Origin of the sequence: Paractinoplanes hotanensis, assembly GCF_023717965.1 — a bacterium.
Lineage (GTDB): Bacteria > Actinomycetota > Actinomycetes > Mycobacteriales > Micromonosporaceae > Actinoplanes > Actinoplanes polyasparticus.
The window spans coordinates 1-24,189 of record NZ_JAMQOL010000074.1; the positions used below are offsets into that span (position 1 = coordinate 1).

A 24,189-nucleotide genomic window follows, 5' to 3' on the forward strand; every position below is an offset into this window, starting at 1 on the left:
TTTCGAGGACCGCCCGAAACCACCGATTCACCCGTGTCATCCCGAATCGGCTGTCATTCCTTGCTGAGATCAGTTCAGTGATCGGCGTAGCGCTCCACCTCAATAGGAAGGTTGTTGTCGAGTCCGAAGGTTATCGGGTCGGACACTCCGGGGATGATGATGCTGATCCGCAGGTTCAGCGCCGCGGCTATCAGCGGTAGGGCGGTAGGAACGCCTCACCCTCGGCTCGTTCCAGGATTGCGCCCAGCGTGTCACGGCAGCGTAGATGGCATTGAATTCGGATCCGGAGACCGTCCGGTCAGGTTTCATCCGTTTCATCACGACCATCTCCCGCAAGGCTTCATCGGGCAGTTCGGCCACCGTCACTTGTCGGCCGTTCGGGCATCGTTGACGTAGTCGAGCATGCTCTGCATATTGAGCGAGTTGTCGTGCAGCTTGGCCCGGCCGGCGGAGAAGTCGGGTCTGTCGAAGTCAACGATCGGCCGGATCTAGCGCGACTTCGGCCTCAAGCCGCACCGGGCGGACACGTTCAAACTGCCTGCCGACCCGCAGTTCATCGAGAAAGTCGTCGACGTCGTCGGGCTGTATCACCACCCGCCCGAACGGGCGGTGGTGCTGTGTGTGGACGAAAAGTCCCAGATCCAGGCCCTGGAACGCTCCCAGCCGGTCCTGCCGATGATGCCCGGCATGCCCGAACGCCGCACCCATGACTACCACCGCAACGGCATCACCAGCCTGTTCGCCGCGTTCAACACCGCCGACGGCACGGTCATCAGCGAACTGCACCGTCAGCACCGCGCGGTCGAGTTCAAGAAGTTCCTGATCACCATCGACAAGACCGTCCCAGCCGGCCTCGACATACACCTGATCTGCGACAACTAAGGCACCCACAAAACCCCCGCCATCCGGGCCTGGCTCAAGAGACACCCCCGCTTCCACATGCACTTCACCCCCACCGGATCCTCCTGGATCAACCAGGTCGAACGCTGGTTCGGATTCCTCACCGACCAGAAGATCCGCCGCGGCACCCACAAGTCGGTGCAGGCCCTCGAAGCCGACATCCGCACGTGGATCGCCGACTGGAACCAGAATCCACGACCATTCATCTGGACCAAGACCGCCGAAGAGATCTCGAATCAATCGCCCGCGTGTCCAGCAGATCACCGACTCTCTGCTGGACACAATCGCCCCCCTGGGCGAGGTGGACTTGGTGGAACACTTCACCGGGCCGTTGCCGATCACGGTTATCGGCGAGCTCTTGGGTGTGCCGGAGCACTCCCAAACAAACTTCCGGGCGTGGAGCACACCGCCTCGCTGGCCCGGGACTGTAAAAATAACGGTGTAACTCCTGATCAAGGAGACACCTGATGACTGTGACGAGCGAGCCCACCGTGGATACTTTCGCGGTGGTCAAGAAGAAGGATCCGGCGGTCTCGCCGGAGGGTGTGGACGCGGAACTGGTGGGCCGGCTGGTCGAGCAGGCCCGCGCAGCAGGCCTGCAGCTGACCGGTGAAGGCGGGCTGCTGCAGCAGCTGACCAAGCGGGTGATCGAGGCCGCGATGGACGGTGAGATCACCGACCACCTCGGCTATGGCAAACACGATCCGGCCGGTAAAGACGGCGGGAACTCCCGCAACGGGACCCGGGCCAAGACGGTGCTGACCGACGTCGGCCCGGTCGAGATCAGCGTGCCCCGCGATCGCGACGGTAGCTTCGAGCCGCAGATCGTCAAGAAGCGTCAGCGCCGGCTCAGCGGCGTGGAGGACATGGTCCTGTCGCTGTCGGCGAAAGGCCTGACGACCGGGGAGATCAGCGCTCACCTGGGCGAGGTCTACGGCGCTGAGGTGTCGAAGCAGACGATCTCCACGATCACCGACAAGGTCATGGACGGCATGGCCGAGTGGCAGAACCGGCCCTCGACCGTGTCTACCCAGTGATCTTCTTGGATGCGATCAACGTCAAGATCCGCGACGGGAAGGTCGCCAACCGGCCCATCTACGTCGCTCTCGCCGTCACCGCTGAGGGCACCCGCGACATCCTCGGATTGTGGGCCGGCGACGGTGGTGAGGGCGCCAAGTTCTGGTTCAGCGTGTGCACCGAACTGAAGAACCGCGGCGTCGAAGACGTCCTCATGGCCGTGTGCGACGGCCTGACCGGCCTGCCCGACGCCATCAACACCGTGTGGCCGCAGACCGTGGTGCAGACCTGTGTGGTCCATCTGCTACGCAACTCGTTCAAATACGCAGGTCGCCAGCACTGGGACCAGATCGCGAAAGCGCTCAAGCCGATCTACACCGCACCCACCGAGGCCGCCGCGGAGCAACGCTTCCTCGAGTTCGCCGAGACCTGGGGCGAGAAGTATCCGGCGATCGTCAGGTTGTGGACCAACGCCTGGGCCGAGTTCGTGCCGTTTCTGGCCTTCGACGCCGAGATCCGCAAGGTCGTCTGCAGCACGAACGCCATCGAATCGGTCAACGCCCGGATCCGCCGGGCCGTGCGGGCCCGCGGGCACTTCCCGAACGAGCAAGCCGCTCTGAAATGCGTCTACCTCGCCGTGATGGCCCTCGACCCGACCGGGCAAGGCCGCCGACGCTGGGCGATCCGCTGGAAACCCGCCCTCAACGCCTTCGACCTGGCCTTCGACGGCCGCCTCACCGCCGGCCGCAACTAACCAAACCGAATCGAGTTACACCGTTTTCTTGACAGACCCGCTGGCCCCGCCCTCTGACTATCAGCGGGCCGGAGCATTGAATCTGAACGGTTCGCCGCTGAGCTGATCGCCGAGAAGCGTGTCCAGCCGGGCGACGACCTGCTCAGCGCGTTGATCGAGGCGCAGGTCAAGGATGGCGAGGCGCTGTCGGACGAGGAGCTGGTGGGGTACGGCTGTGCAGTAGCGTTTGATGGATTTGAGGATCTGATCGGCGGTCTTGGTCCAGACGTAGGGCCGCGGGTTGTCGTTCCAGGTCCCGATCCAGTCGCGGATGTCTTTGTTCAACGCGCGGACCGAGTGGTGTGTGCCGCGTTGCAGTTTCTTGGTGGTCAGTTCCCCGAACCAGCGTTCTACGAGGTTGAGCCACGATGAGCTGGTCGGAGTGAAGTGCAGGACGAACCTGGGGTGAGCGGCCAGCCAGCGTTTGATGGCCGGGGTTTTGTGGGTGGAGGCGTTGTCCAGCACGACGTGCACGTCCAGGTCGGCGGGTACTTCACGGTCGAGGGTCTGCAGGAATTTCTTGAACTCGATGGCTCGGTGCCGGGCGTGCAGGCTGCCGATCACCTTGCCGGTGGCCAGGTTCAGCGCGGCGTAGAGGCTCGACGTGCCGTTGCGGACGTAGTCGTGGCTGGCCGGCGCCGGTGTGCCGGGCAGCATCGGCAGGACCGGAGCGGTGCGGTCCAGGGCTTGGATCTGGGACTTCTCGTCGACGCACAGCACGACGGCGCGTTCCGGTGGGTCGAGGTAGAGGCCGACGACGTCGCGGACCTTGTCGATGAACTGCGGGTCCTTCGACAATTTCCAGGTGTCCTGCCGGTGCGGCTGCAGCCCGAATGCCCGCCAGATCCGGGGCACCGCGGTCTGCGACAGCCCGACCTCGGCGGCAAGGGACCGGGTCGACCAGTGCGTCGCATCGACTGGTGTCGTCTCCAGCGTCGCGGTGATCACCCGTTCGACGTCAGCGTCCGCGATCGTGCGGGGCCGGCCCGGCCGAGGCTCGTCCAGAAGCCCCTCGAGCCTGTCGACGGCGAACCGGTTACGCCACTTGTAGACCATGTTCCGGGAGATCCCGAGCCGGCGGGCGATCTGACTGTTCGATTCTCCCGCCGCGTCTGCGCAAGCCAGCACCACCCTCGAACGCGCCGCTAGGGCCTGCGCACTCGACGGCCTGCGCGACCAGGCCAGCAACTGCTCCCGCTCGCCGTCAGTGAGCACGATCGGCACCGCTACCGGAGAAGGCATGCACCCCACCGTACCCACTGACGCCGATTTAACGATTCGGGACACTACCCTCAACGGCCGACGAGGCTAAAGATCAAGCTGAGTCCCGGACCCATTCGATGACGTCCCTCGTGACCTCTGCTGCCCGGCCCTCCGCGATGATCCCGTACCCGGAGAACTCGGCTGGCGTGCCGCACAACGTCCCGTCGGCAGGACTGGACGGCGCGGGCTCGGCGGTATAGGTGCCCCGGGCCAGACGCCGGCTGTCCAGGGCGCTATCCGCTTCCATCCCGCCCGGCAGCGGGCCCTGACGGCGAAGCTCCGTCAGGTCGGCGAATCGCCCGGTCGAGGCCGCGCGTCATCGCATCGCTGGTGTCCGCCATGAACACCCGCGGGTGCCCGCCCGTGGCTTACGGTGCGGAGGACCCGGCGGTGCCTTCCCAGTGGTTGACCGCGGGCCGGTACAGCACGATCTCCGGCGCTCCAGCATGGCCGATCTGCTGGGGAACGCTGTTGTGGCTGAACACGCGGATCCGCACGCCGTACTCCATGGCGGCGAGATACGGAGCGAGCTCGCCGCCAGAGTTGTCCCATGACCGGGACCGGCGGATCTCGGCGCGGAGGTCCTCCCAGATCTCCTGCGTCCGGCCCTCCGTGACGAGCTGGGTCTGCAGCGCGTCCGGCGTGATCCGAGCACGTTCGGCGCGGAGCACGATGTGGCGGTAGTAGGCGGCATCCAGCACCTGGTCGGGCACCAGGCCGCCCTCGGACGATCGCGCGCCCGGACCGAGCTGCTGGGCCAGCCGGTTCCGCATCTCCGGCACGGTCACCGGCGGACGGCCCCGCCCGAGGGTCGTCGCCGCGGTGCCGAGGAAGGCCCGGTAGAAGCAGTCGCCGTCCGGTTCGGTCGGGACCACAACCCGGCCCATGGCCCGCAGTTCCCGCTCGGCCCGCGACTCCGGAAAAAGCTCGGCGACCACGTCGGCGGCCGAAACCGGCTGTCGGCCTTCGGACCGGGCGGCGATCCTGTCCCGGGTCCACATGATCGCGTACGCCGAGGCCGGCCGTCCCCGCCCGAGGAGGATGCTGTTGACCTCCCTGACCAGTCGCTCGCCGGCGTAGTCCAGCTGCGGCCTGGGGAACACCCTGGCCTGCGCCGTCGTGCTGTCCCGGCTTTCCCTCAGCTCCACCGAGACCGAGAGGTCCTCCGCGGACAGCCCGTGGCCCTGGATGCGTTGCCGCAGCTCGGGAATCAACGACGCGAGCACGGCATCGGCCTGTCCCTGGCTGCCGGCCTCTAGCTGAAGGTCGATACTTCCTCGCCGGTAGGCGTAGGTGACGGCGGCCACGAACTCCTCCCGGCTCGCGTCGTCGGCGGTACCGGTCAGGTCCAGGCGCAGGGCCGGGCCGACCTGTTGCGCGCCGGGAAGATCCGGTGGGCCGGATTCGTCGGCGGGCGGCAGGGAGAATCGGACGAACCACGGCCCGACGGGACCACCCTCGACCGTGTAACCGAGCTCGCTCATCGCCGCAGCCACTCCGGCCATGGGTTGGGAATAGGCCCAGCCGAACGCTGCCATGGCCATTTGCGGGGTCACCCTGCCCGGCGGGTGTCCGAGAAGGTGGGAGATCACTCCGAGCTGGCTCGCGGTCACCCGGGTTGCCCTCGCGGGCCCACCGTGCGCGGAGGACAACAGGTAGGAAGTGCCGTCGGCGGACTCGGCATTCAACCCGGCGGCGGCGAGGCTCCCGAAATTGATCGCCAGCGGGGCGCCGTGCCCGTTCGGAGCCGGCACATCGGCTTGCGGCTCCCGGTCCGGCACCCGCCCGTAGTACTTCTTGCGGCGCCCGGTGACGTTGTCGTCCCAGCTCTGGTACTCGTGGCGGTGCTCGTCGAGGAGCCGGGCCAGTTCCGCGTCAACCTCGTGGGCCGGGTACCTGCGCCGGAAGTGTTTGACCACCTGGGTGCGCGTGATGCCGTCCGGCCCGGCCCTGTCGATGAGGACTCGGACGTGGTCCAGGAGAGATTCGGCGGGCGCCGGCATCGCGAAGGGCCGGATCGCATGGGCGGCGGCCTGCGGCGGATAAGGCTCGCGGGTGGACGGGTCCCTGGCCCGTCCGAGGTAGGGCACGAAGTGCCCCTGGATGTACTCGTTCCAGGCTCGGTAGTCGTCCGGGTGGTGTTCGCCGAGCCAGTGCACAGAATCTGCGACCTGATCGGCCGGAATGATCCGCCGGAACCTCTCGACCAGCTGGGAGCGGCTCAAACCGCGAGGGCCCGCCCGGTCGATCTCCGCCTGGACCCTCGCCAGAGCCGAATTGCGGTCCCGGAAGGAACCCTCGCTGCCGGCCTGGTGGCCGGGCGCGGCCACGATCTCCTGCGGTGCCTGCGGACCGGGCTCCCCGGTGGACCGGCTTCCCGTCCGAGCGTAATAGGTCGCCCTCGAGCGGCCGCCCTCGTTCCAGGTCCGATAGTCCTCGGGAAACCGCTCGAAGAGCCGGCGCACTAACTCCGATACCTGGTTGGCCGAATGGTGCCGCTTGAGCTTCTCGTACAGTTGGGTGAAGCTCAGGCCATCCGGTCCAGCGGCATCGATCAACTGCTGTGCCCGCTGCAGAGGCACATCGTCGGGTACCGGTGCGCCGAGCATCCTGAGCCCCAGAGCACCGGGCGGGTCAGGGTGACGTTCGTTAGTGCGGGTATCGCTCACCTGCCCGTAGTAGGTCACATTGCGGGTTCCTTGGCCGCGTTCTTCCCATTCCCGGAACTGGTCGGGTTGATCGGCGCCGAGCCGGGCCAGCAACTCGGTGAGCCGCTCAGCCGGAAACGCTCGGAAGCGCCGCACCAGCTCGGATCGGCTCACACCTCGAGACCCGGCCCCGTCGATCGTTTCCCGCAGCCGTTGCACATCCTCCGGCCGGATGTCACCGGGCCCGCTCCGGGCCGAGAGGTTCTGCCTGGCGCCACCACGCAAGCGCTGCGGCAAGCCACCGCTGAGCACGTGGTCGCGGATCGCCGACACCGACGGGCTCGTCGTACGGTTTCGCAGCGCCTGAATGGATGCCCAGATGACCGCGGGTGAGGCCGGCTCGTTGTCGCGCCACAACGCCCGGCTGACGCTGTTAACCAGCAGCCGGTCGTGATCGGTGAGATCCGCCGGACCCAGCGGCTGCGGCTCGGCCGACAGCCGCAGGTCGGCAGAACCCACCTCGCCTGGCCGCCACGACACCGACACCAGATCCCGGGAGAGCCCGGCGTCCGCAAGCTCTGCCGCCACCAACGGCATCAACCGGCCGAGCACGGCCCGTGCTTGGTGCACGCTGCCCGCCCGAACCTGGATCTCCCAGGCCCGGCCGCTCTGCGCCGCGGCCACCACTTCCTGGGCCAGGGCGGCCAACTCCTGTTCACCCGCCACCATGGCAGATCCGTCCAGCGACACCGACCGCGGCACAATCAGCTGCGGCGCGTCGGTTTCCCCGCGACCTTCCGGCTCCGCGTACGGAAGAAATCCCGCCGGTGGCACGCCTGGCGGAAGCGTGCCCACCGGAGGTGGAACGGCTGGCAGCCGGAAACCCGGGGTCGGCAGGGGAACCGGGAGCATCCGCGGGCGGGAAGCCGGTGGCACGAAGCTGTAGTGCGAATGGTCCAGCACGACCAGGACCTCGGGGTGGCCTTCCTCGCCGGATCTGGGACGCGGCTCGGACGGCGGCGCCGCGGACCTGGCCGCCAGTCGCCGTTCGCGGGTGGCGCGGCCTGCCTCGTCCGCCAGCTGGAGCGCGGCCCGCCGGGCCGGGATCTCCGCGGTCTTCTCGGCAGACGCCTGGTGGTCCGCGTCGATGCCGGCGGGCGGCCGCAGCGACGACTCGGCCCGCTCATCGGCCTCAGTCACGGCGTCCGGGACCGGTGGACGCACGATTTCGGCGGGACCGGCCTGGCCGAGCCGGAGGACAGGAAGTCCCGCCCGCCTTTCCCGCCCGGTGAGCCGGAGCGGGACATGCGGCGGCACCAGGACGGCGCCTGGCGCCAGGTCGTCGGCGTCGAGGATGTCATCGGCGGTGATCTCGACCAGGATCTCGAACAGGTGCCGCCGACCCGGCTCGTCCCGGACCGCGACGAGGGCGGGCCGCTCGTCGGCCGGGCCGGTGAGCGCCTCCTGCAGCAGCCGGAACTCCTCCTCGCCGTAGAGCACCAGGTACGCCGTCCCCGGCGCCCGAGGATGGTCAGCGGCGAACAGCGTCGTGACTGCGCGGGTGAGGTCGTCGCGGTACCGCCGGTCGCGCAGGGCCAGGCCGGTGAGTTCGCGCAACTCGGAATTTTCGCCGCGGCGGCGGGTGAGCAGCGGAACGAGCGCCGCGCGGGCCTGCGCCGGCGCGGACCACGTGTCCGGGTCGGTGGTCATGCCCAGCGGCACGCTGCCGCTCCAGCCCAGCCTGGTTTCCGGCGCCCGCACCGCGCTCTCCTGTGCCAGCGCGAGGTACATCAGGTACCGCGGTGAGACCCAGTCCGCGCGGCTCGCCGCAACCGCGTCCTCCCGGCCGAGCCCGCCCATCAGGCGCGGCATTGCCGATCGCCGGGGCATCCGGGGCAGGAAGTCCGGGAGGCTGTCCCGCCGGAAGAAGGGCAACGGGCGGCCGCCGGTTCCTGCCTGCGGATCGACATATTCGTCCACCGTGCCGAGCAGGTGGGAGATCTCATGCGCGAGCAGGTATGTCCGCCTGGCCGGCGCCATCGACAGCATGGCGACCGACCAGGTCGCCGAATCCGCGAGCATGTTCCCACCGGGTGGTGCGGTCGCGACGTCGAGCACGTGGTGCGCGGCGCTGGCGTCGGTGAACCGCACATCGACGTGCAACTGGTCGGCATCGTCGCCGGGAAGCTGGAACTGATAGTTGAAGACGCGGTTCACCGCCGACGCGGCCTCCTGCTCCAGCCGCCGCAGCTGCGCGCGGTGCACCCCGGCCGCGCCCCGCAGGTGGAGCCGGAGGCGGAAGACCCGGAGCCCGCGGGGCTCCGCATTACCCGGCTGCCGCACGAGGATCCGAGCCACGCCGTACCGGACGACCGAAGCGTTCCCGCTCACCATCTGCGCGGCGTCCCCGAGGGGATCGCCGACGTCCACGTTGTCCGCGCGCACTGTCCGGAAGATCGAATCGGGCAGTTGGGCGACCAGCTCGGTGGTGCTCCGCACCGGATTCGTGAGGCGCCACCAGCCGGCCGACGAGGTGGCCGCGGTCCGGTACCGCCAAGTCGAGAGATAGTCCAGCTCGGGACGGTGCCGGTCCTGGATCGGCAAGGGCCGTTCGACGGGTGGGATCTCGATGCTCAAGCGGTCCGGGCCGGTGGTCGGCTGAGGGCCGTCCTCCGTGGTCACCGCGAGGAACTCGACCAGTTCGGCCGCCCGCCGCGCGGCCGCCTGGGTTCCGCCGAGAGCGGCGCCCATGCGGTGCTGAACGGCGTCCCGCAGGTGCCCGCCGAAGTCGTCCGTGTCCGCCGCGTCGTCGTGGTGGTGCGGCCCGCGCGACAGCGTCAGAAAGATCAGCACGGGTTGTGCCCCGGCGTCGCCGGCCCGGCTCACCCGCTGCGCGATCTGCTCGACCACCAGGTCGAACCTGGCCTGGTCGGCGGGCAGCACACCGCTCCGGCCGACGCGCACCGTCGCGGTCCACGGCTGCGGGAGCCGGTTTGCCTGGCCGGTCAGCGAGCGCGGCGCCGACGGCGGCACCGGCTCGAAGCCCAGCGAACGAACCTCCACCGTGTCCCAGCCCGCCGCGGTCGGCGACGGCGGCCGGACCTCGTAGTCGACCACCAGCTGCGGCGTCACCATGCCGTCGTTGCGCTCCGCCCACCGGGCGAAGCCGTGCGAGAGCCGGTGCCGGAGCACCCGGGTGACCCATGCGGCGAGCGCCTCGACGTCGTCGGGCAGCCCCCTGACACGCGCCACTACCAGCACACGAACTCGCTGGGGCGCCGCATCGTCCCCCTCCGGCGCCTGTGCCACCAGCTGGTCGACGGCCTCGTCCGTGGTCGAGACCATGGCGATGCGACGCAACTGCCGCAGGGCCGTCACCGTCGTGGCCCCGACGTCGTTGGGCATTTCCGGGGACTGCCGGCCGGGATCCCAGTCGGGATTCACCGCTCGGTGGCGGTCGAGCATCGACCGCAGGTCCCTGCCGTGGATCGGCTGCAGATCGTGGCTCCGGTCCGCGGTGATCTCCGCCATCCCTTCGAGCACTATCACCTCTGACGCGGCCAGGTCCCACAGCGTGGACTCGTGGGGGGCCTCCGAGGGAGAGCGCATCGCCGCGTCCGGCGGGGAACCGCCAGGCGTGACGGCCACGCCGACCGGGGGCCGAACGGGCGGCGCGTGATACATAAACACCCGGGTGACCTGGCGGGGAACGTGCCCCAGCAACTGCCGCTCCGCCGGGGAGCGGAGGCCGAGCAGAGACCAGGCGTCGGTGGCCGGGATCCGGCCGGCGCGCGCATTGCGGCGCCGGCGGGCGGGTTGCCGGCCGGTCGCCGGCCGTCGTCGCGCCGCCGAGGGGGTTGCCGGCACCAGGCGGGCCACGGGCTGCGGACCTGCCTCTTCCGGCGTGATACCCGTCGCTGTGGTCACACGCTGGTGGATCGCTGCCGGCCGGCGGGCGGCCATCTGCTGCCGGGCCGTGGCGGGGTGCCGCGCCGCGCCGGTCGCCTCCGGAACCGGCGACAACGGCGGCGCGGCGACCGGTTCGGGGTGTGCTGCTACCGCTGGGTCCATCGGTGGCGCCTCGGGGGTGGGTTCCGGGTCAGCCGCCGGCAGCACCGGTTCGGGGACGTTCACCGGGCTCTCCGCCGACGCAACCGGCTCGGGAACGCTCGCCGGGCTCGCGGCCGGCAACGCCGACTCGGGAAGGCTCACTTCGGTGGGCGGCAGGTCCGGGTCGGACGCTTCGCCGGGCCGGCCGACCGGAGTACGGCGGCCATCGGCGGCCGGCCTGGCGCCGAGGTCCTGGGTGAGGTCGGCCGGAGCACCGAGGCTGACCGGCATGCTCCCCAGCCCGGCCGTGACGACATCGTCGTCGGCCGCGGCGGAGGGCACCGGCGACGACGGCGCGTCGGTCTCGGCGACCGGGACCGCGGCGGCCCGCGAACCCGGAGGGTGTGCCTCGCCCGCCATTGGCGGCTGGTTGACACCGGGCGCCGCGGCCTCGGCCGCGCGAGACGGGCCCGCCGCGGCCTGCGTCGGACCGCCGCCCCGCGCCGCGGCGGCATCACGGCTGCTTGCCGACCGCTGCGCGGCACGGGCGACCTCATCGCGGCTGAATCCGGTCATGGCCGTCGTCCGGCCGAACTTGATGTAGTGCGCCGTCCGCTCAGCCTGGTCCTTGCTGGTGCGGCCCAGCGCCGGACGGTCCAGCAGAGCCTGCCGCGCGTCCGCCACCCGGATCGCGTCGACCGCAAGATGATGGAGTCCCTCCAGGTGCTGGTTGACAACCCGCACGAACTCCGCGTCCGGCAAGCCGAGAGCGACCAGATCGGCGATCTGCCGCACCGACACCGGATCGCCCTGCTCCGTCCGCGCGGCGATCACCTCGCGCGCCCGCCACACGGTCGCCACTGACGCGGGCCGATTCCGAGGACGCAGGGTGGCGTTGACCTCGCGAGCCAACCGCTCCTTCTCTTGCGTAATCGCCACGGGCTCCGGCAGCGCCAGCCGTACGGAGACACGATCGCCGGTCTGCGCGGATGACCTCCATTCCCGCATGCGCACGGCAACTGAGACGTTCTCCTCGGGCAGCCCGTCATTCTCCAGCCGCATCCGCACGACGGGCATCAGCGCGTCCAGCACCTCCTGCGCCTGTGCGTCGCTGTCCGCCTCCACCTCCACCTGGATGGGGGCACCGGTGCGGACCGCCGCAAGCGTCGCGTCCGCCACCTCCTCCAACACGGCTCGATCAGGTCCGCCGAGCGAACCCGTACCACGCGACCGGGGCCACCACCGGCGGTCGGCGGCACGCCGCTTCTCGGCGCCCGACCGGTCTTCCCGCGATTCCGCCCGCTGCGACGCCGCGGAACTCGTTACGTCAGAGGCGGGATCTCTTCCTCGTGCGCCGCGTGAACTCGGCCCGGACGGCGTGGCTGGCAGCGGGCGTGCCGCAGGAGCGGACGCTACCGGACCCGGATCGGGGTTTCTGCCGGAAGACCTTGGCAGAGTGTAGTGATCCGCGTAACGCTCCACCTCAATATGAAGGCTGTTGTCGAGTCCGAAGGTCATCGGGTCTGACACTCCGGGGATGACGATGCTGATCCGCAGGTTCAGCGCCGCGGCTATCAGCGGCAGGAACGCCTCGCCCTCGGCCTCGTTCCAGGATTGCGCCCAGCGTGTCACGGCGCCGTACATGGCGTTGAACTCGGATGTGGTGACCGTCCGGTCAGGTCTCATCCGTTCCATGACGAGCGTCCCCCGCAAGGCTTCATCGGGCAGCTCGGCTACCGTCACTGGCCGGCCGTTCGGGACACCGTTGACGTAGTCGAGCATTCGCCGCGTGCTGAGGGAGTCGTCGTGCAGCCTGGCCCTGCCGGTGGCGTCATGGGTGAGCCGCACCTGCTCTTCAGCCATGTTCTGGGCAGCACGTCGCGACATTCCTGACGTCGTGAGCTCATCGGTACGTGCGGCGATGTACCTGTCGCGCAGTAGTTCGAGTGGAACGGAACTGGGATCGGTGACGACGACGACCTGGAGAGCGGCCAATTCCTCGAGGAGGGCGGACCGGTCCCAACCGGCGATCTCGGCAGAACTGTCACCGACATTGCTCAACCGGTATTGCGCGACCACCCACGGCGGCACCTCGGCAGGGTTGGTCCTCCTGTCGTCCAGGTATTGCCGTACCAGTTCGCTCAACGCGTTCGCCGCCCGCGCCGGCAGCGTGTCAGCGTGAAGCAGCCCGTACTCGTCACGTCGCCGGCCGGGCTGCGCGTAGTAGGCGAGGTCGGCAATTACAGTTTCGCCGTTCTCAAGCCACGAGTGCATCTGCTCGTCACCAAGATTGTTCACCTTGAGGAAGGCTAGGACCCGGCCCGTCGCCGCCCCGATGACACTGTAAAGCTGGCATCGCCCGTCTGCGGGAACCCTCCCGAGTTCAACGCCGGTGGTGTGCGGCGGAGGTGTCGTCCCTTCAGCCGGCCGAAGCGCACCGGAGCCGGATGTGGGTCCGGCCTTGTCGCCGCTCGGATAGTAACGGCCGAATCGACGTCCACGCTTCACGTTTGAGGCGGCCCGCCACGCTGCTACCTTTTGCGCCTCCATAGTCCCATAGGCGTAGATGACGTAGGCGACAAGCTGCAGGTCCACATAGCTGACCGCCGCCGCCTGAGTGCTGCTCGGGACGAGGGGGAAGATGTTCCGGGCCTGTGCTCGCAAGACCTCGAAAACCCCAGGAAAGCTAGTAGCCACCTCGCGGATGACTTCCGGCGACGGCAGAATCGGCTCGTCCCCGTTCCACTCAAGGTGCGACTTGCGACGAGGGGTGGCGGCGTTTCCGGACTGCTGCGCAGCGGCGACCTCCGGCACCGGGACAGCCGGGGGGGCCGGGACCGGCAGAGGACGGACGCCCCCGCGCCGCTGCCCGGTGCCCCCCGTCACTGCCGAGACCAAACCCGCCGGGTCCGAGGGGTCACTGCTCTCGGCCCGCAGATGGGTCTCCAGCGAATCTTGCAGGGCCGTGTGCCGTTCTTGCCGGACCTCGAGTTGCTCCCGCATGGCCGCGAGCCGCTGGTCCCCGTCTGTGACCTGCTGCTGCAGGTTCGTGAGCCGCGACCCGGTGGCTCGGCCTGCCAGCACTCGAAGAAGGTCGGTCCGCTTGGCAACCTCGTCGATTTCCCGGTTGGCACTGTCGATTTCCGTGGTGAGCTGCTCAATGCTGGCGATCAGGCCGTCGACCGCCCGGGAATTCGGGTTGTCGGTCACGGGCGTGGTCGCCCGCGCCGGAGCGCCGGACGCGCCGAGCGGTTGTTCGGCCAGGCCGAGGTTGACCTCGCGGCCGAGTTCGCCCGGGCCGACCGCCGCCGGCTCGGCGCTGGCCGTCGCGTCGGTTGGGCCGGCCAGTCCGGATGGCAGGACATCGTCGTCCGGGACCCGCGTGGCTCGGGCGTCCGGGGAGATGTCGGCGGTCAGCGGAAGAAACCAGAGCTTCGGGTTGTGCGGCAGCCGCGCGACCGTTCCGGTCTGCCCGTCGAGGAAGGTGACCGCCGGGCGCCCGCCGACCGTGTGCCGCACCACGTTGAACGCGTGCCCCACGTCGGAGCCCTCGCGCCGGACAATGACCACGCCGCGGGCGCCGTCGTCGGCGGCAAGCATCGCGTCGCGGATGACCCCGATGTCCGGCACCTGCCAGACACCACGGGTCTGGCCGGCGTCCGGGCCGAGCTGTTGCTGCTGCATCCGCACCAGGTGCGACCCGGGCTGTGGCGCCAGCGGCGGGGCCTGGTAGATGGCACCTTCCGGATCCCGCAGAGCCATGTCGGTCGCCTGAACAGCCACCACGCAGTTGGTCGCGAATTCACTTCGAGCCGCCGGATCGGCGTCCTTCACCGCGGAGTTGATCCCACGGAGCCAGTCGAAGACGAAGCCGACCGACCGGCCGTCCAGATCGGACGGCGTCGGCTCGGCCAGCATGGCCGGATCGTCCGTCACCGCGGCGCCGAAGCGGCCGAACGGTCCGGCAGGCGCCGCGGCCGTGCCCTCCCAATGGGTAGCCGAAGACCGGTACAGGACGATCTCCGGCCGGCCCGGATTCGGAATCACCACGGGGTCTCCGCCATCGCGGTCGATGATCCGGATCTGCACCTGGTACGCCATCGCCGCGAGATAGGGGAACAGATCCCCGCTCTCGTGATTCCACGAGTGGAGCTGCCGGACCTCGTTGCGGATGTCCTCCCACACCTCTTCCCCGGCACCAGCGGCCCAAAGCTGAAGCTGCACCTCTTCCACGGTGGCGGCGGGCCCCGCCCGGCGCACGAGGTGACGGTTGAAGGTCGCGTCCAGGGCACGGTCCGGCAACAGCCCACCCTCGGACCGGAAGGCGTGTGGCCCCACCTGCCGCGCCAGCAGGTCCCGGGCACCCGGCACGGCGGCCGGGCCTGGATCAACTGTGTGTCGGGCGGCCGCCAGGGTAGTCAGGAAGGCATGGAAGAAGCAGTCACCGTCGGGGTTCGCCCTGACCACCACCCGGCCCATGGCCGCCAGATCCCGCACGCCCTGCGGTACCGGAGCCAGGTGGGCAACCACGGCGTCCACCGGAACCGGCGCACCTCCTGACCGGGCGGAGATCTCGTCCCTCGCCCGCAGGATCACCAACGCCGGCGCCGGCCGGTTCCGAGCGGAGAGCTGCCTGTTGACCTGCGCGACGAAAGATCCGTCCTGGTGGCTCAGCCACGGATAGGCCGCCCGCACCGCCGCCTCGTCGGCAAACCGCGACTGGATGGTTGGACGTGGGTCGTCCCGCACCGCCGCGCCCGAAAACCCACGGAAGTCGCCCGACGGGTCGCCCTGCCGCCAGTCCAGCGCCTCGGCGAACCTGGGGCTATGGTCCCGGAGCTTCGACAGAGCCGGTGGGTGTGGCGGCGGCGCGGTGTCGTCCGCGGTGTTCTGCGTGTTTTCGGTGCTCTCGGTGGCGAAGGCGTCCTCGACCCGGACCTCCTCGCGCCCGGTGCTGCTCGGACCGTCGGTATCCGGAGCGGCGCCGGTCGTGGTCTTGGTGGAGCCCTCGATGTCGGCCGAGCCCTCCGGACGAGGGGCCGAAGTGGACAGGTTCACCTCGGCCGGGGTGAGCATTCGAGCGCCCGCAGGCATCACCATTCCATGAGTCAGCGGCAGGACGGCCAAGGCGGTCGTGGCGGCCGGCAGGGCCGCCAGCTCACCGGTCTGGGGGTTTAAGAAGGTGACGCCGAGGTGGTCGACCTCCCCGACGTACACATGGTTGATGTGTACGTCGTCGCCCCGAGCGGCGAGCAACACCAACGTTCCCTCGCCGGACGCCAGCATGCTGCCGGTCAACGCCTCGATGCTTGGCGTAAGCCAGACCAGGTGTTCGTCGTCGGGCAAGCCCAGGCGCTGTCGCTGGAAGTTGATCAAATCGACGCCGGGCAGCTCGGTCGAGCCGGAGGCTTCGACGGGGGCTCCCTCGTCCCTGGCGAGGACGTAGCTGATCGCGGCGACCACGCAATTGGAATCGGTCTCGGTGCCGGTTGCGCGCTGCGGGTTGACCGTGCCCAGCAGCGGGAATCGCTGACGGATCTGCTCCGGCGTGTACGCCGACGGCATCGGTGTCGTGTCGGCGCCGGGTGAGACGCCACGGAATCCGGTGGCCGCAAAGGGCCAACCACCGGTAGAGAACTGGCCGCCGCCTGAGTAACCGCCGTGGCTGAAGCCCTCTCCATAGCCACCGCCTGGCCAGGGCGGACCACCGAACCCAGGGGATTGACTACTCATCTCACTCAGCCGGGTGCGCAACGCGGTCTCCAGCGCGCCGACATCGTCGATGGCGGGGTTCGCATCGGCCGAAACGCCTGTGTATCCGTAAAGCACGTCGCGCAGCAGAGCCAGTCTTCTCGTTGCCTTCTCAACCGTCTCTCTCGTCTCGGCCGAGAACGGCGCTCCCGATTGCACCGCGTATACGCCCAGCAGCACGTCTGCGACGGATGTGGAGGGGAACACCAGGTCTTCGACCGGGGTCGTTATTGCCTGCCCTTCGACCAGCCGGACTCGAGCGACCAATTGCTGGAAGAGATCCGCGGCCTGCGCGGGCTGAGCAGAGGGAAGTATCCGCTGCCACCAGTCGACCGCAACCGAGACGCTGCTTCGGAAATACGGATTCCACCGAGCGGTATCGATATTCAACGCCGTCATGAGATGGCCGCCGTACTCACTCCTGGAGAAGGAGTGGTAGTCCGCAACGGCGGCGGCACGCCGGGCAGACTGTGCGAGCTCGTCGAACGTTCGCTCCATGGCATCCGGGGCGATAGCCCCGGGGCCGATCCAACGCAACTCCAACGGTACCAACGGCACTAGTCCCACGCGGGACCGATCCAATTCTTCGAGCGTCATCATCTGGCCGAAAGCGTCCTGCTGGGAGACCACGCGGCCGGCCCGACGGGGATCCAACGCGTTGTCGAGATAATCGCCCGCCGTGAAGTCAAGGCTGGAGTCCCGCGCACCGAGAATCCCACCGCGAAGTGGCCCCCGCTGAGGTTCATATTGCCTGGAGTAATCCGGGAACCGATGTTCTGCCTTCGCCGTGAACGCAGTCCGGATGTGGTCGCGGTAGGTTACAAGCAGCTGCTGAACCCGGGGAGGCGCTCCCGCCCGGAGCACCGACAAGTCGATCCGGGACAAGGCTGCGTGATATGACTTCATCAGGTCCCCGCCGGTCAGTCCTGCGGCGTAGCCGATCGTGTGAGTGTAGGCGAGCACGAGGACGTCGCGCAGCACTCGCCGTTCGTACTCGGTCGGGCGAGGATAGGCATTTTCGCTGATGGACGCCGCCATGGCCTGCGAGACCTCGAGCCCATCGCCCAGAATCTCCTTCGCCTTGATTCTCTGGGCCGTCCGCGAGAGGACGTGCACTTCGCTGAGAAATTCGTGAATCCCGCCGAGTGCCGCGCCGATTGTGTATTGCGGGTGTACGAGAATCGTTGCATCGGCCGAAACCGGAGAATACGTTATTGCGCCTGCTGAAACTCTTCTGAAATTGATTTCGAGTTCCTCGAACTCCCAATTATCCGACGGCCTGAAGATCTCGGTTATTGGCACGCCCTGACGCCATCCAGGGAAGCCGGCGGCAAGCTGCGGTGTGCTTGCCAGTCGTCGGTAGATCTCCAGACGATATTGACGAGACGCCTCTGCATCACGACGGAGCTGGTCCCGCTCCCGGGCAAGCAACGGAAACGGCACGTCGATCACCAGTTCCAGGGAAGCGAGCATTCTCCGCGCCACGCCTCTCGGCCCTTCGGCCATCGTCCAATACCTCGTGCCATCCCATTTGAAGCTACGATGGGTCATTGAGACGGCAAGACCGGATCCGCGATGACCCGCGATATAGAAAAGCTCTTCCGGTACGCTTCCGGGACGCTCTCCCGGCCAGGTGATGTAACCGGAGGTGATCTCCGCCTCGGTCCCGCCCAGGCCGTATGCCTGCCCATCGAGCACGCCCGGGTCGACCAGTTCCGGTGACTCGGCCGGCGCCGTTCGCTCTCCGTGTGCGAGGCGTGGTCCCGCAGGAGCATCGATCCCGCTGGTCATCGGAAGGAAGAACCACCCGTCAACCGCTTCCGGATGCCGCGCCAGCCCACCGCGCTGACCGTCGAGGAAGAGCACACCTGCCTCACCGCGCACCACGTTGAACGCGTGAGAGATCCCTGCCCGGTTCGGGACCAGCAGAATGCCCCGCGCACCCACCGGAGCCGCCGTCATCGACCGGCGCACCGACTCCAAATCGGTCCGGTACAACAACGAGTCCAAACCCGCCAAGCGTAGCCGGTCGCGTTGATACCGGACCAGATTCAGTCCCGGCATGGCGCCCTCCGCCGGCGCCTGCCATGCCAGCGGCTCGCCGGGCACCAGATTCATGTCCGTCACAATCGCCGTCAGTACACAGTTCGTCCGTGAGCTGTCCGGATTCACCGATGTCAACCACGGATACACCGACCGTACGGCCTCGTCATCTGCGAGGGTCGACGAGATGAACCGTGTCGGCGTCGAGCGACGCTCGGCGGGCAGACCATCGGACGTCTCCCCCAACGGGTCGCTGTCGTCGAAGTGGGTCGGTAGGTCGTTTGCCACGGCCTTGGGCGGGCGCCTATGGCGGAGTTTCAGATCCTGTCGGGCCTGCCAGATCGCGGCGCGCGACGTCGGCTGATTCTCCTGCCGTAGGCGATCGCCGACGCTACGGACCAGCTGCTCCTCGGTGTCGTGCAGGCCGGTCGGCGGCGCCGGCTGGGGCTCGGCCCAGATGACGACGTCACCCGAGCCGCTCCCGGCCGCGCGCCGGCGTATCGTGACCGAGACCTGCTCGGGGGACGTTCCCCTCTCCCGCAAGCGTTCCCGCACCTCGGGCATCAGGGCCTCCAGCAGCGCGCGGGCCTGGCGCGCGTCGCCTGCCTCGATCTGCAGGTCCCACGCCTGCCCGTCGTCGGCGGCGTCCGCGAGATGACGGGCGAGATGCTCCAGGCCTGGTCGATCCGAGTGGGGTACGGCCGGTGGCTCGCCGCCGGGCCGTGTCGACCATCTCGCGTACGGCGACACTGCCGTCGCCGTGCTGCCGGCCGCGCCGATCGACGAGACCGGTGCGGGCTCGGTCTCGACCCAGGCCCTGACCTGACGGTTGGCGGCCTCGGGTACCGGGGACACGTCGGGCGTCCGCGGCGACCTGCTGCCGGTGGCGTCCGACTCACGGTCGGTTGCGGGCGACAGCACCGCGGTTAGCATGTTCTCGATCTCGGCCCGATCGGTGTTCGGAAGCTGCCCGATCAGCTCCTGCCGGAGAGTCTCTTCCAGCTTCGCGTGGACGGCCCGCGCCCGGTGAAGGCCGCGGGTGACCGGATCCTTGCCGCGCCGGACGACCGAGCTCTCCCACCTCCGCAGAGTTCCCCGACCGTTCCCGCCGCCCTCGACAGAGACCTGGACGGCCGGTGCGTCCGGGGTGCCGCCGCGGGCGAGAGAGGCCGTATGACGCGCGAAGTTCCGCAGTGCCCACGCGTCCATCCGCGGTTCGTGTGACTCCTCCGCGAAATCGACCGTCAACACCCGCGGCGGATCCCAGGCGAACGGCCGCAACCAGTCCGGGTGTTCGTCGAAGGTGGCCTTCATGTTGTACCGCCCACCGTCCACCTTAGAAGTAGGCGCCATGGCTTGCGCCCACTCCGGGCGGCGGTCGCTGTCGAACGGTACGAACAGATAGTCGAACCGGTCCGGCCACGGCTGGTACCAGGAGCCCTCCACCTTGACGTCGCCGGCGACATAGTGGCCCGGGCCGATCGTCCGGTTCAGCCACACGCGCTGGTCGGTGAAACTCGCGGGATCAGGGCGTACCGGTTCGAAGTCGCCCGTCCGCACGGTGTAGTCGCCCCACACCGGCATCCCGAGGAAGTCGACGGCGACGTGCCTGCGCTCCACGCCGTCCGCCGAGCCGCGGTCCCGTTCCCGCTGCAGCCGGCGGCCGAACCTGTCGTACTCCGGCTCCTGGACCGGCTCACCGATCGGCGCCCCGGGCCCGGTGCCGAGCTCGGCACGGTCCCACTGCTCCGGATTTCCGCGCAGATCGCGAACCGTCCGCACCCGCGTACGCAGGTCGTCACCGGAGATCCTCTCCAGCGGCTTCGGCGGCACCACCGCGGTCAGCAGCCCGACCAGGAGCTCAGCGCCGACGCCCGCCCCGATGGCGCCCAGGGCGAACTGATCCGGCTTTCCGCGACCCGCGTCGATCAGCGGCCCGAGATTCTCCAGCTTCAGCCGCTCGAGAAGGAACTCGCGACCGTCCGTCCACAGCCGCTCCGACACCGTGACCGCATCGCCGCCCTCGAGGTCGCGCTCCGTCGCCTCCAACCGCTTGTCCAGGTACGTCGTCATCGCGTGCGTCAGCGCCGTCTGGACGACCGGCCACCACGGCAGATACCCCGCGCCGACGCCGACGATGCGGAGCAACAGATCGAAGGAGTGCTTCTGCCGCTCGACGATCGCCCGGGCGATCAGCGTCGGGTCCTGGTCGAGCGCGTCGAACGTGGCGCCCGTCGAATGCGTGCTCTCGTACAGCTTCTGATGGTGGTCGTTGTACAGTTCGACGGCGATCATCTCGATGGTCTTGATGCCCGCGTCCACCGCGCCGGGCACCGCGGACATCCCCTCGGGCGCGAGCGTCTGAGCCACCCACGGCAGGATCCCGCCGAGCACGTCGACGGCATTGCGCCACTTCTCCAGCCGGTCGCCGTCGCCCATCTCGACCACGCTGCGGGTCGCCTCGCGTTCGAGCAACCGCACCACGCGGTCGACGGCCCCACTGGTCTGCTTCGTGAAGGTTTCGAGCGCGTCCTCGACGCCCCGCAGACTCTCCCCGGCCGTCGAGCCGGTCAGAATCGGGTCGCCCGCGCGGATGCGGCGGTCAAGCTCATCCAGTTCCCGTTCGAGCCGGTGGGTCGCGGACTTCACCTCGGCCGTCAGCGCCTTCAGCGCAACCGCGTTCGCCGTCTTGCGGATGAACGCACGCCGGCCCAGCGAATGCAGATCATCGAGAAGACGCCGGCCGTACGCGATCTTCTCCTGCGCCGTACGCCGGTAGTCCGCGGCCAGCATGCCACCGGCGGTGACCCTGGCGAGCGCGTCGGATCCCTCCGCGGCGTCCGTGCCGGTCGCCGCCACCGCGCCACCGAGCGTCGTCGCGGCCAGCGCTTCCGCCACCCCGCCGCGGTCGCCCCGCGCCGTGCCACCCAGCGTTTCCGCACCGGCCGGCGGCGCCGTTTCCGCGGCGAGCACACCAGGGGCGTTCTGATCGACTGAGCGGGGCGGCGTGGCACCGTCGCCGTGCGGCCGCTGTTCGCCGTGCTGCGGCCGCGAAGACGGGGGGTGGTACATGTAAACCTGTGTGACCTGGCGGGGAACCGGCCCCAGCAACTGCCGCTCCGCCGGGGAGCGGAGGCCGAGCAGAGACCAGGCGTCGGTGGCCGGGATCCGGCCGGCGCGCGCATTGCGGCGCCGGCGGGCGGGTTGCCGGCCGGCCGGCGGCCGTCGTCGCGCCGCCGAGGGGGTTGCCGGCACCAGGCGGGCCACGGGCTGCGGACCTGCCTCTTCCGGCGTGATACCCGTCGCTGTGGTCACACGCTGGTGGATCGCTGCCGGCCGGCGGGCGGCCATCTGCTGCCGGGCCGTGGCGGGGTGCCGCGCCGCGCCGGTCGCCTCCGGAACCGGCGACAACGGCGGCGCGGCGACCGGTTCGGGGTGTGCTGCTACCGCTGGGTCCATCGGTGGCGCCTCGGGGGTGGGTTCCGGGTCAGCCGCCGGCAGCACCGGTTCGGGGACGTTCACCGGGCTCTCCGCCGACGCAACCGGCTCGGGAACGCTCGCCGGGCTCGCGGCCGGCAACGCCGACTCGGGAAGGCTCACTTCGGTGGGCGGCAGGTCCGGGTCGGACGCTTCGCCGGGCCGGCCGACCGGAGTACGGCGGCCATCGGCGGCCGGCCTGGCGCCGAGGTCCTGGGTGAGGTCGGCCGGAGCACCGAGGCTGACCGGCATGCTCCCCAGCCCGGCCGTGACGACATCGTCGTCGGCCGCGGCGGAGGGCACCGACGACGACGGCGCGTCGGTCTCGGCGACGGGGGCGGCCATCAGCAGCCCATCCTGGAGGACCTTCGGGTCGAGTTCCTGGAGCGTCGGTGACAGCAGGTCGACGATTTCCGGCTCGGCTGGTGCTGGGTGGTCGATCGACGGCCGAACTCCGGTCGGCGGAAGGGAGGCGGCAGCCGGAGCGCCGGCCGTGCCACCCGCCGCGGGCGGAGCCGACGACGCGGGCGTGGCCGCGGGCGGAGCCGACGACGCGGGCGTGGCCGCGGGCGGAGCCGACGACGCCGCGCCGGCGCCCGTCGCCGGGATGACTGTGCTGTTCACGGTGCCGGCCCATGACGCGCCTGCGGGCGGCGCCGTCACCCCGCCGGCCCCGACCGCAGGCGGCACGGTCACCGCGACCGGAGGCCCGTCGAGTGTCGATCCGGCCGGTACGGGGACGGCCCCGGCCGGCGCTGCCACCGCTTCCGGAACGGCCGGCCGCGACGGCGGCGTGTCCGTCCCGGACTCCGCCGGAGGCTCGGGGTCGCCTTCCACCACGGGCGGGATGACGGACGCCTCGTCATGCGCGGGCGACGCCGCGCCGACGACGGCCTGCGGCGCGGCACTCCCACCGCCGGCGAACGGCGGCGATCCGGCAAGCGACGATCCAGCAAGCGGCGGTCCGCCATCCTCCGCATCAGGCCCGGACGGCACAGGAGCCGGCACAGCCTGCGACAGTCCGTCATCCTCCACATCAGGCCCGGGCGGCGGTCCGCCGTCCTGGGCGGAGGCCCCGGCGGGCGCCGGCTCGATGCCCGTCCCGGTGGCCGATGGTCGCGGGCCGTTCGCTCCGCCCGCCGCCACATCGGTGTCGGAATCGACGCCGGCCGGAAGCGCGCCGATCGGATCCGGGGCCGGAAGCAGAAGCGGCAGCGGTCTCGGCTCGGCGCCATCGACGGTCTTCTCGTCCGGTGGCCCGCTGCTCGCATCGTCGCCGCGAGGCTTGTCGAGTGCGTTCCTAGCAGCCTCCCCCGCCTTGAACAGGGCGTCGGTGGACATCGAGGAGACGACCGCCACGCCGAAATTGCCTGCGCCACCGCCCATCGCCAGCGCCAGAAGCATCTCGATGGCTCCCTCGACGGTGCCGCTGACCGCACTCTCGCCGACGTTCGCCGTCCCGTCGAGGATCGCCTTGTTCAGCGGCGTCGCCGACGCCGCGGCCACCGCGTCGTCCAGACCGGTCACCTTCGCCACGGCCCCGCCCGCGCCGCGGATGGCGGGAAGCGCACCCCCCATGAGAGCACCGAAGGCCCCGCCGACGGCACCCGCCATCAGCACCTGCTTACCATCGACACTCTTGCCGAACTTGCCCAGCGCCGCCAGCTCGCCCACCAGGGCCGCGATCAGTTCCTCCAGGGCCTCACCCGCGGCCATCCGCGACATCCCGGCCAGCTTCGACGCCATCGCGGTCAGGAACGCGCGGAGGCTGCCACGGACCAGCGGCGCCTTCGCCCAGAAGTTGAACCACGGAACCGGAGACAACGGAAACACGCTGATGGCGTGAGCCAGCTCCAGCATCAACAGCGCCACAGTCGTCAAGGCGGTCACCTTCGTGGCGAACACCGTGCCCGCCGCCATCTGGTGCTGGCTGCCCACCGCCCGGGTGAACCGGCCCGCGTTCTGCATCAGAGCGAGCAGATCCACCGCCTTCCTGGCGAACGCCCTCTTGGACTGGCCCTCGACGCCGTCCAGAATCCGCTGCACGGCCTCGACGAAAGCCCGCTGCGAACCGTCCACGCCCCGGCCGAGGTCCGCGGTCGCCGTCGCCAGGCCCGCCAGCTTGTCCTCGTTGAGGCCGGGGAACTCCATGCCGAAGAACCACAGGAAGAACCGCGCAAGAGGATCCGGAGCCTGCAGAGCCACGACGACCGACCTCCTACGAAAACTTCACAACGACGGACACGG

The 24,189-nt window shown here is 69.6% G+C and carries 1 protein-coding gene and 3 pseudogenes; 2 read left to right on the plus strand and 2 right to left on the minus strand.

Features of this window, described 5'->3' with window-relative positions; genetic code table 11:
* Positions 1 to 447: 447 nt before the first annotated feature.
* Positions 448 to 1,131 (plus strand): annotated as a pseudogene (locus LXN57_RS42560) (IS630 family transposase); the annotation flags it as partial.
* Between the two features lie 236 nt (positions 1,132 to 1,367).
* Positions 1,368 to 2,671: pseudogene (locus LXN57_RS42570) on the plus strand (IS256 family transposase).
* Between the two features lie 207 nt (positions 2,672 to 2,878).
* Here LXN57_RS42570 and LXN57_RS42575 read toward each other — a convergent pair.
* Positions 2,879 to 3,952 (minus strand): annotated as a pseudogene (locus LXN57_RS42575) (IS630 family transposase); the annotation flags it as partial.
* Between the two features lie 389 nt (positions 3,953 to 4,341).
* Positions 4,342 to 24,147: a toxin glutamine deamidase domain-containing protein gene (locus tag LXN57_RS42580; protein WP_251803992.1), complete on the minus strand. Its 19,806-nt coding sequence runs from the start codon at positions 24,145 to 24,147 to the stop codon at positions 4,342 to 4,344.
* Positions 24,148 to 24,189 lie beyond the last annotated feature (42 nt).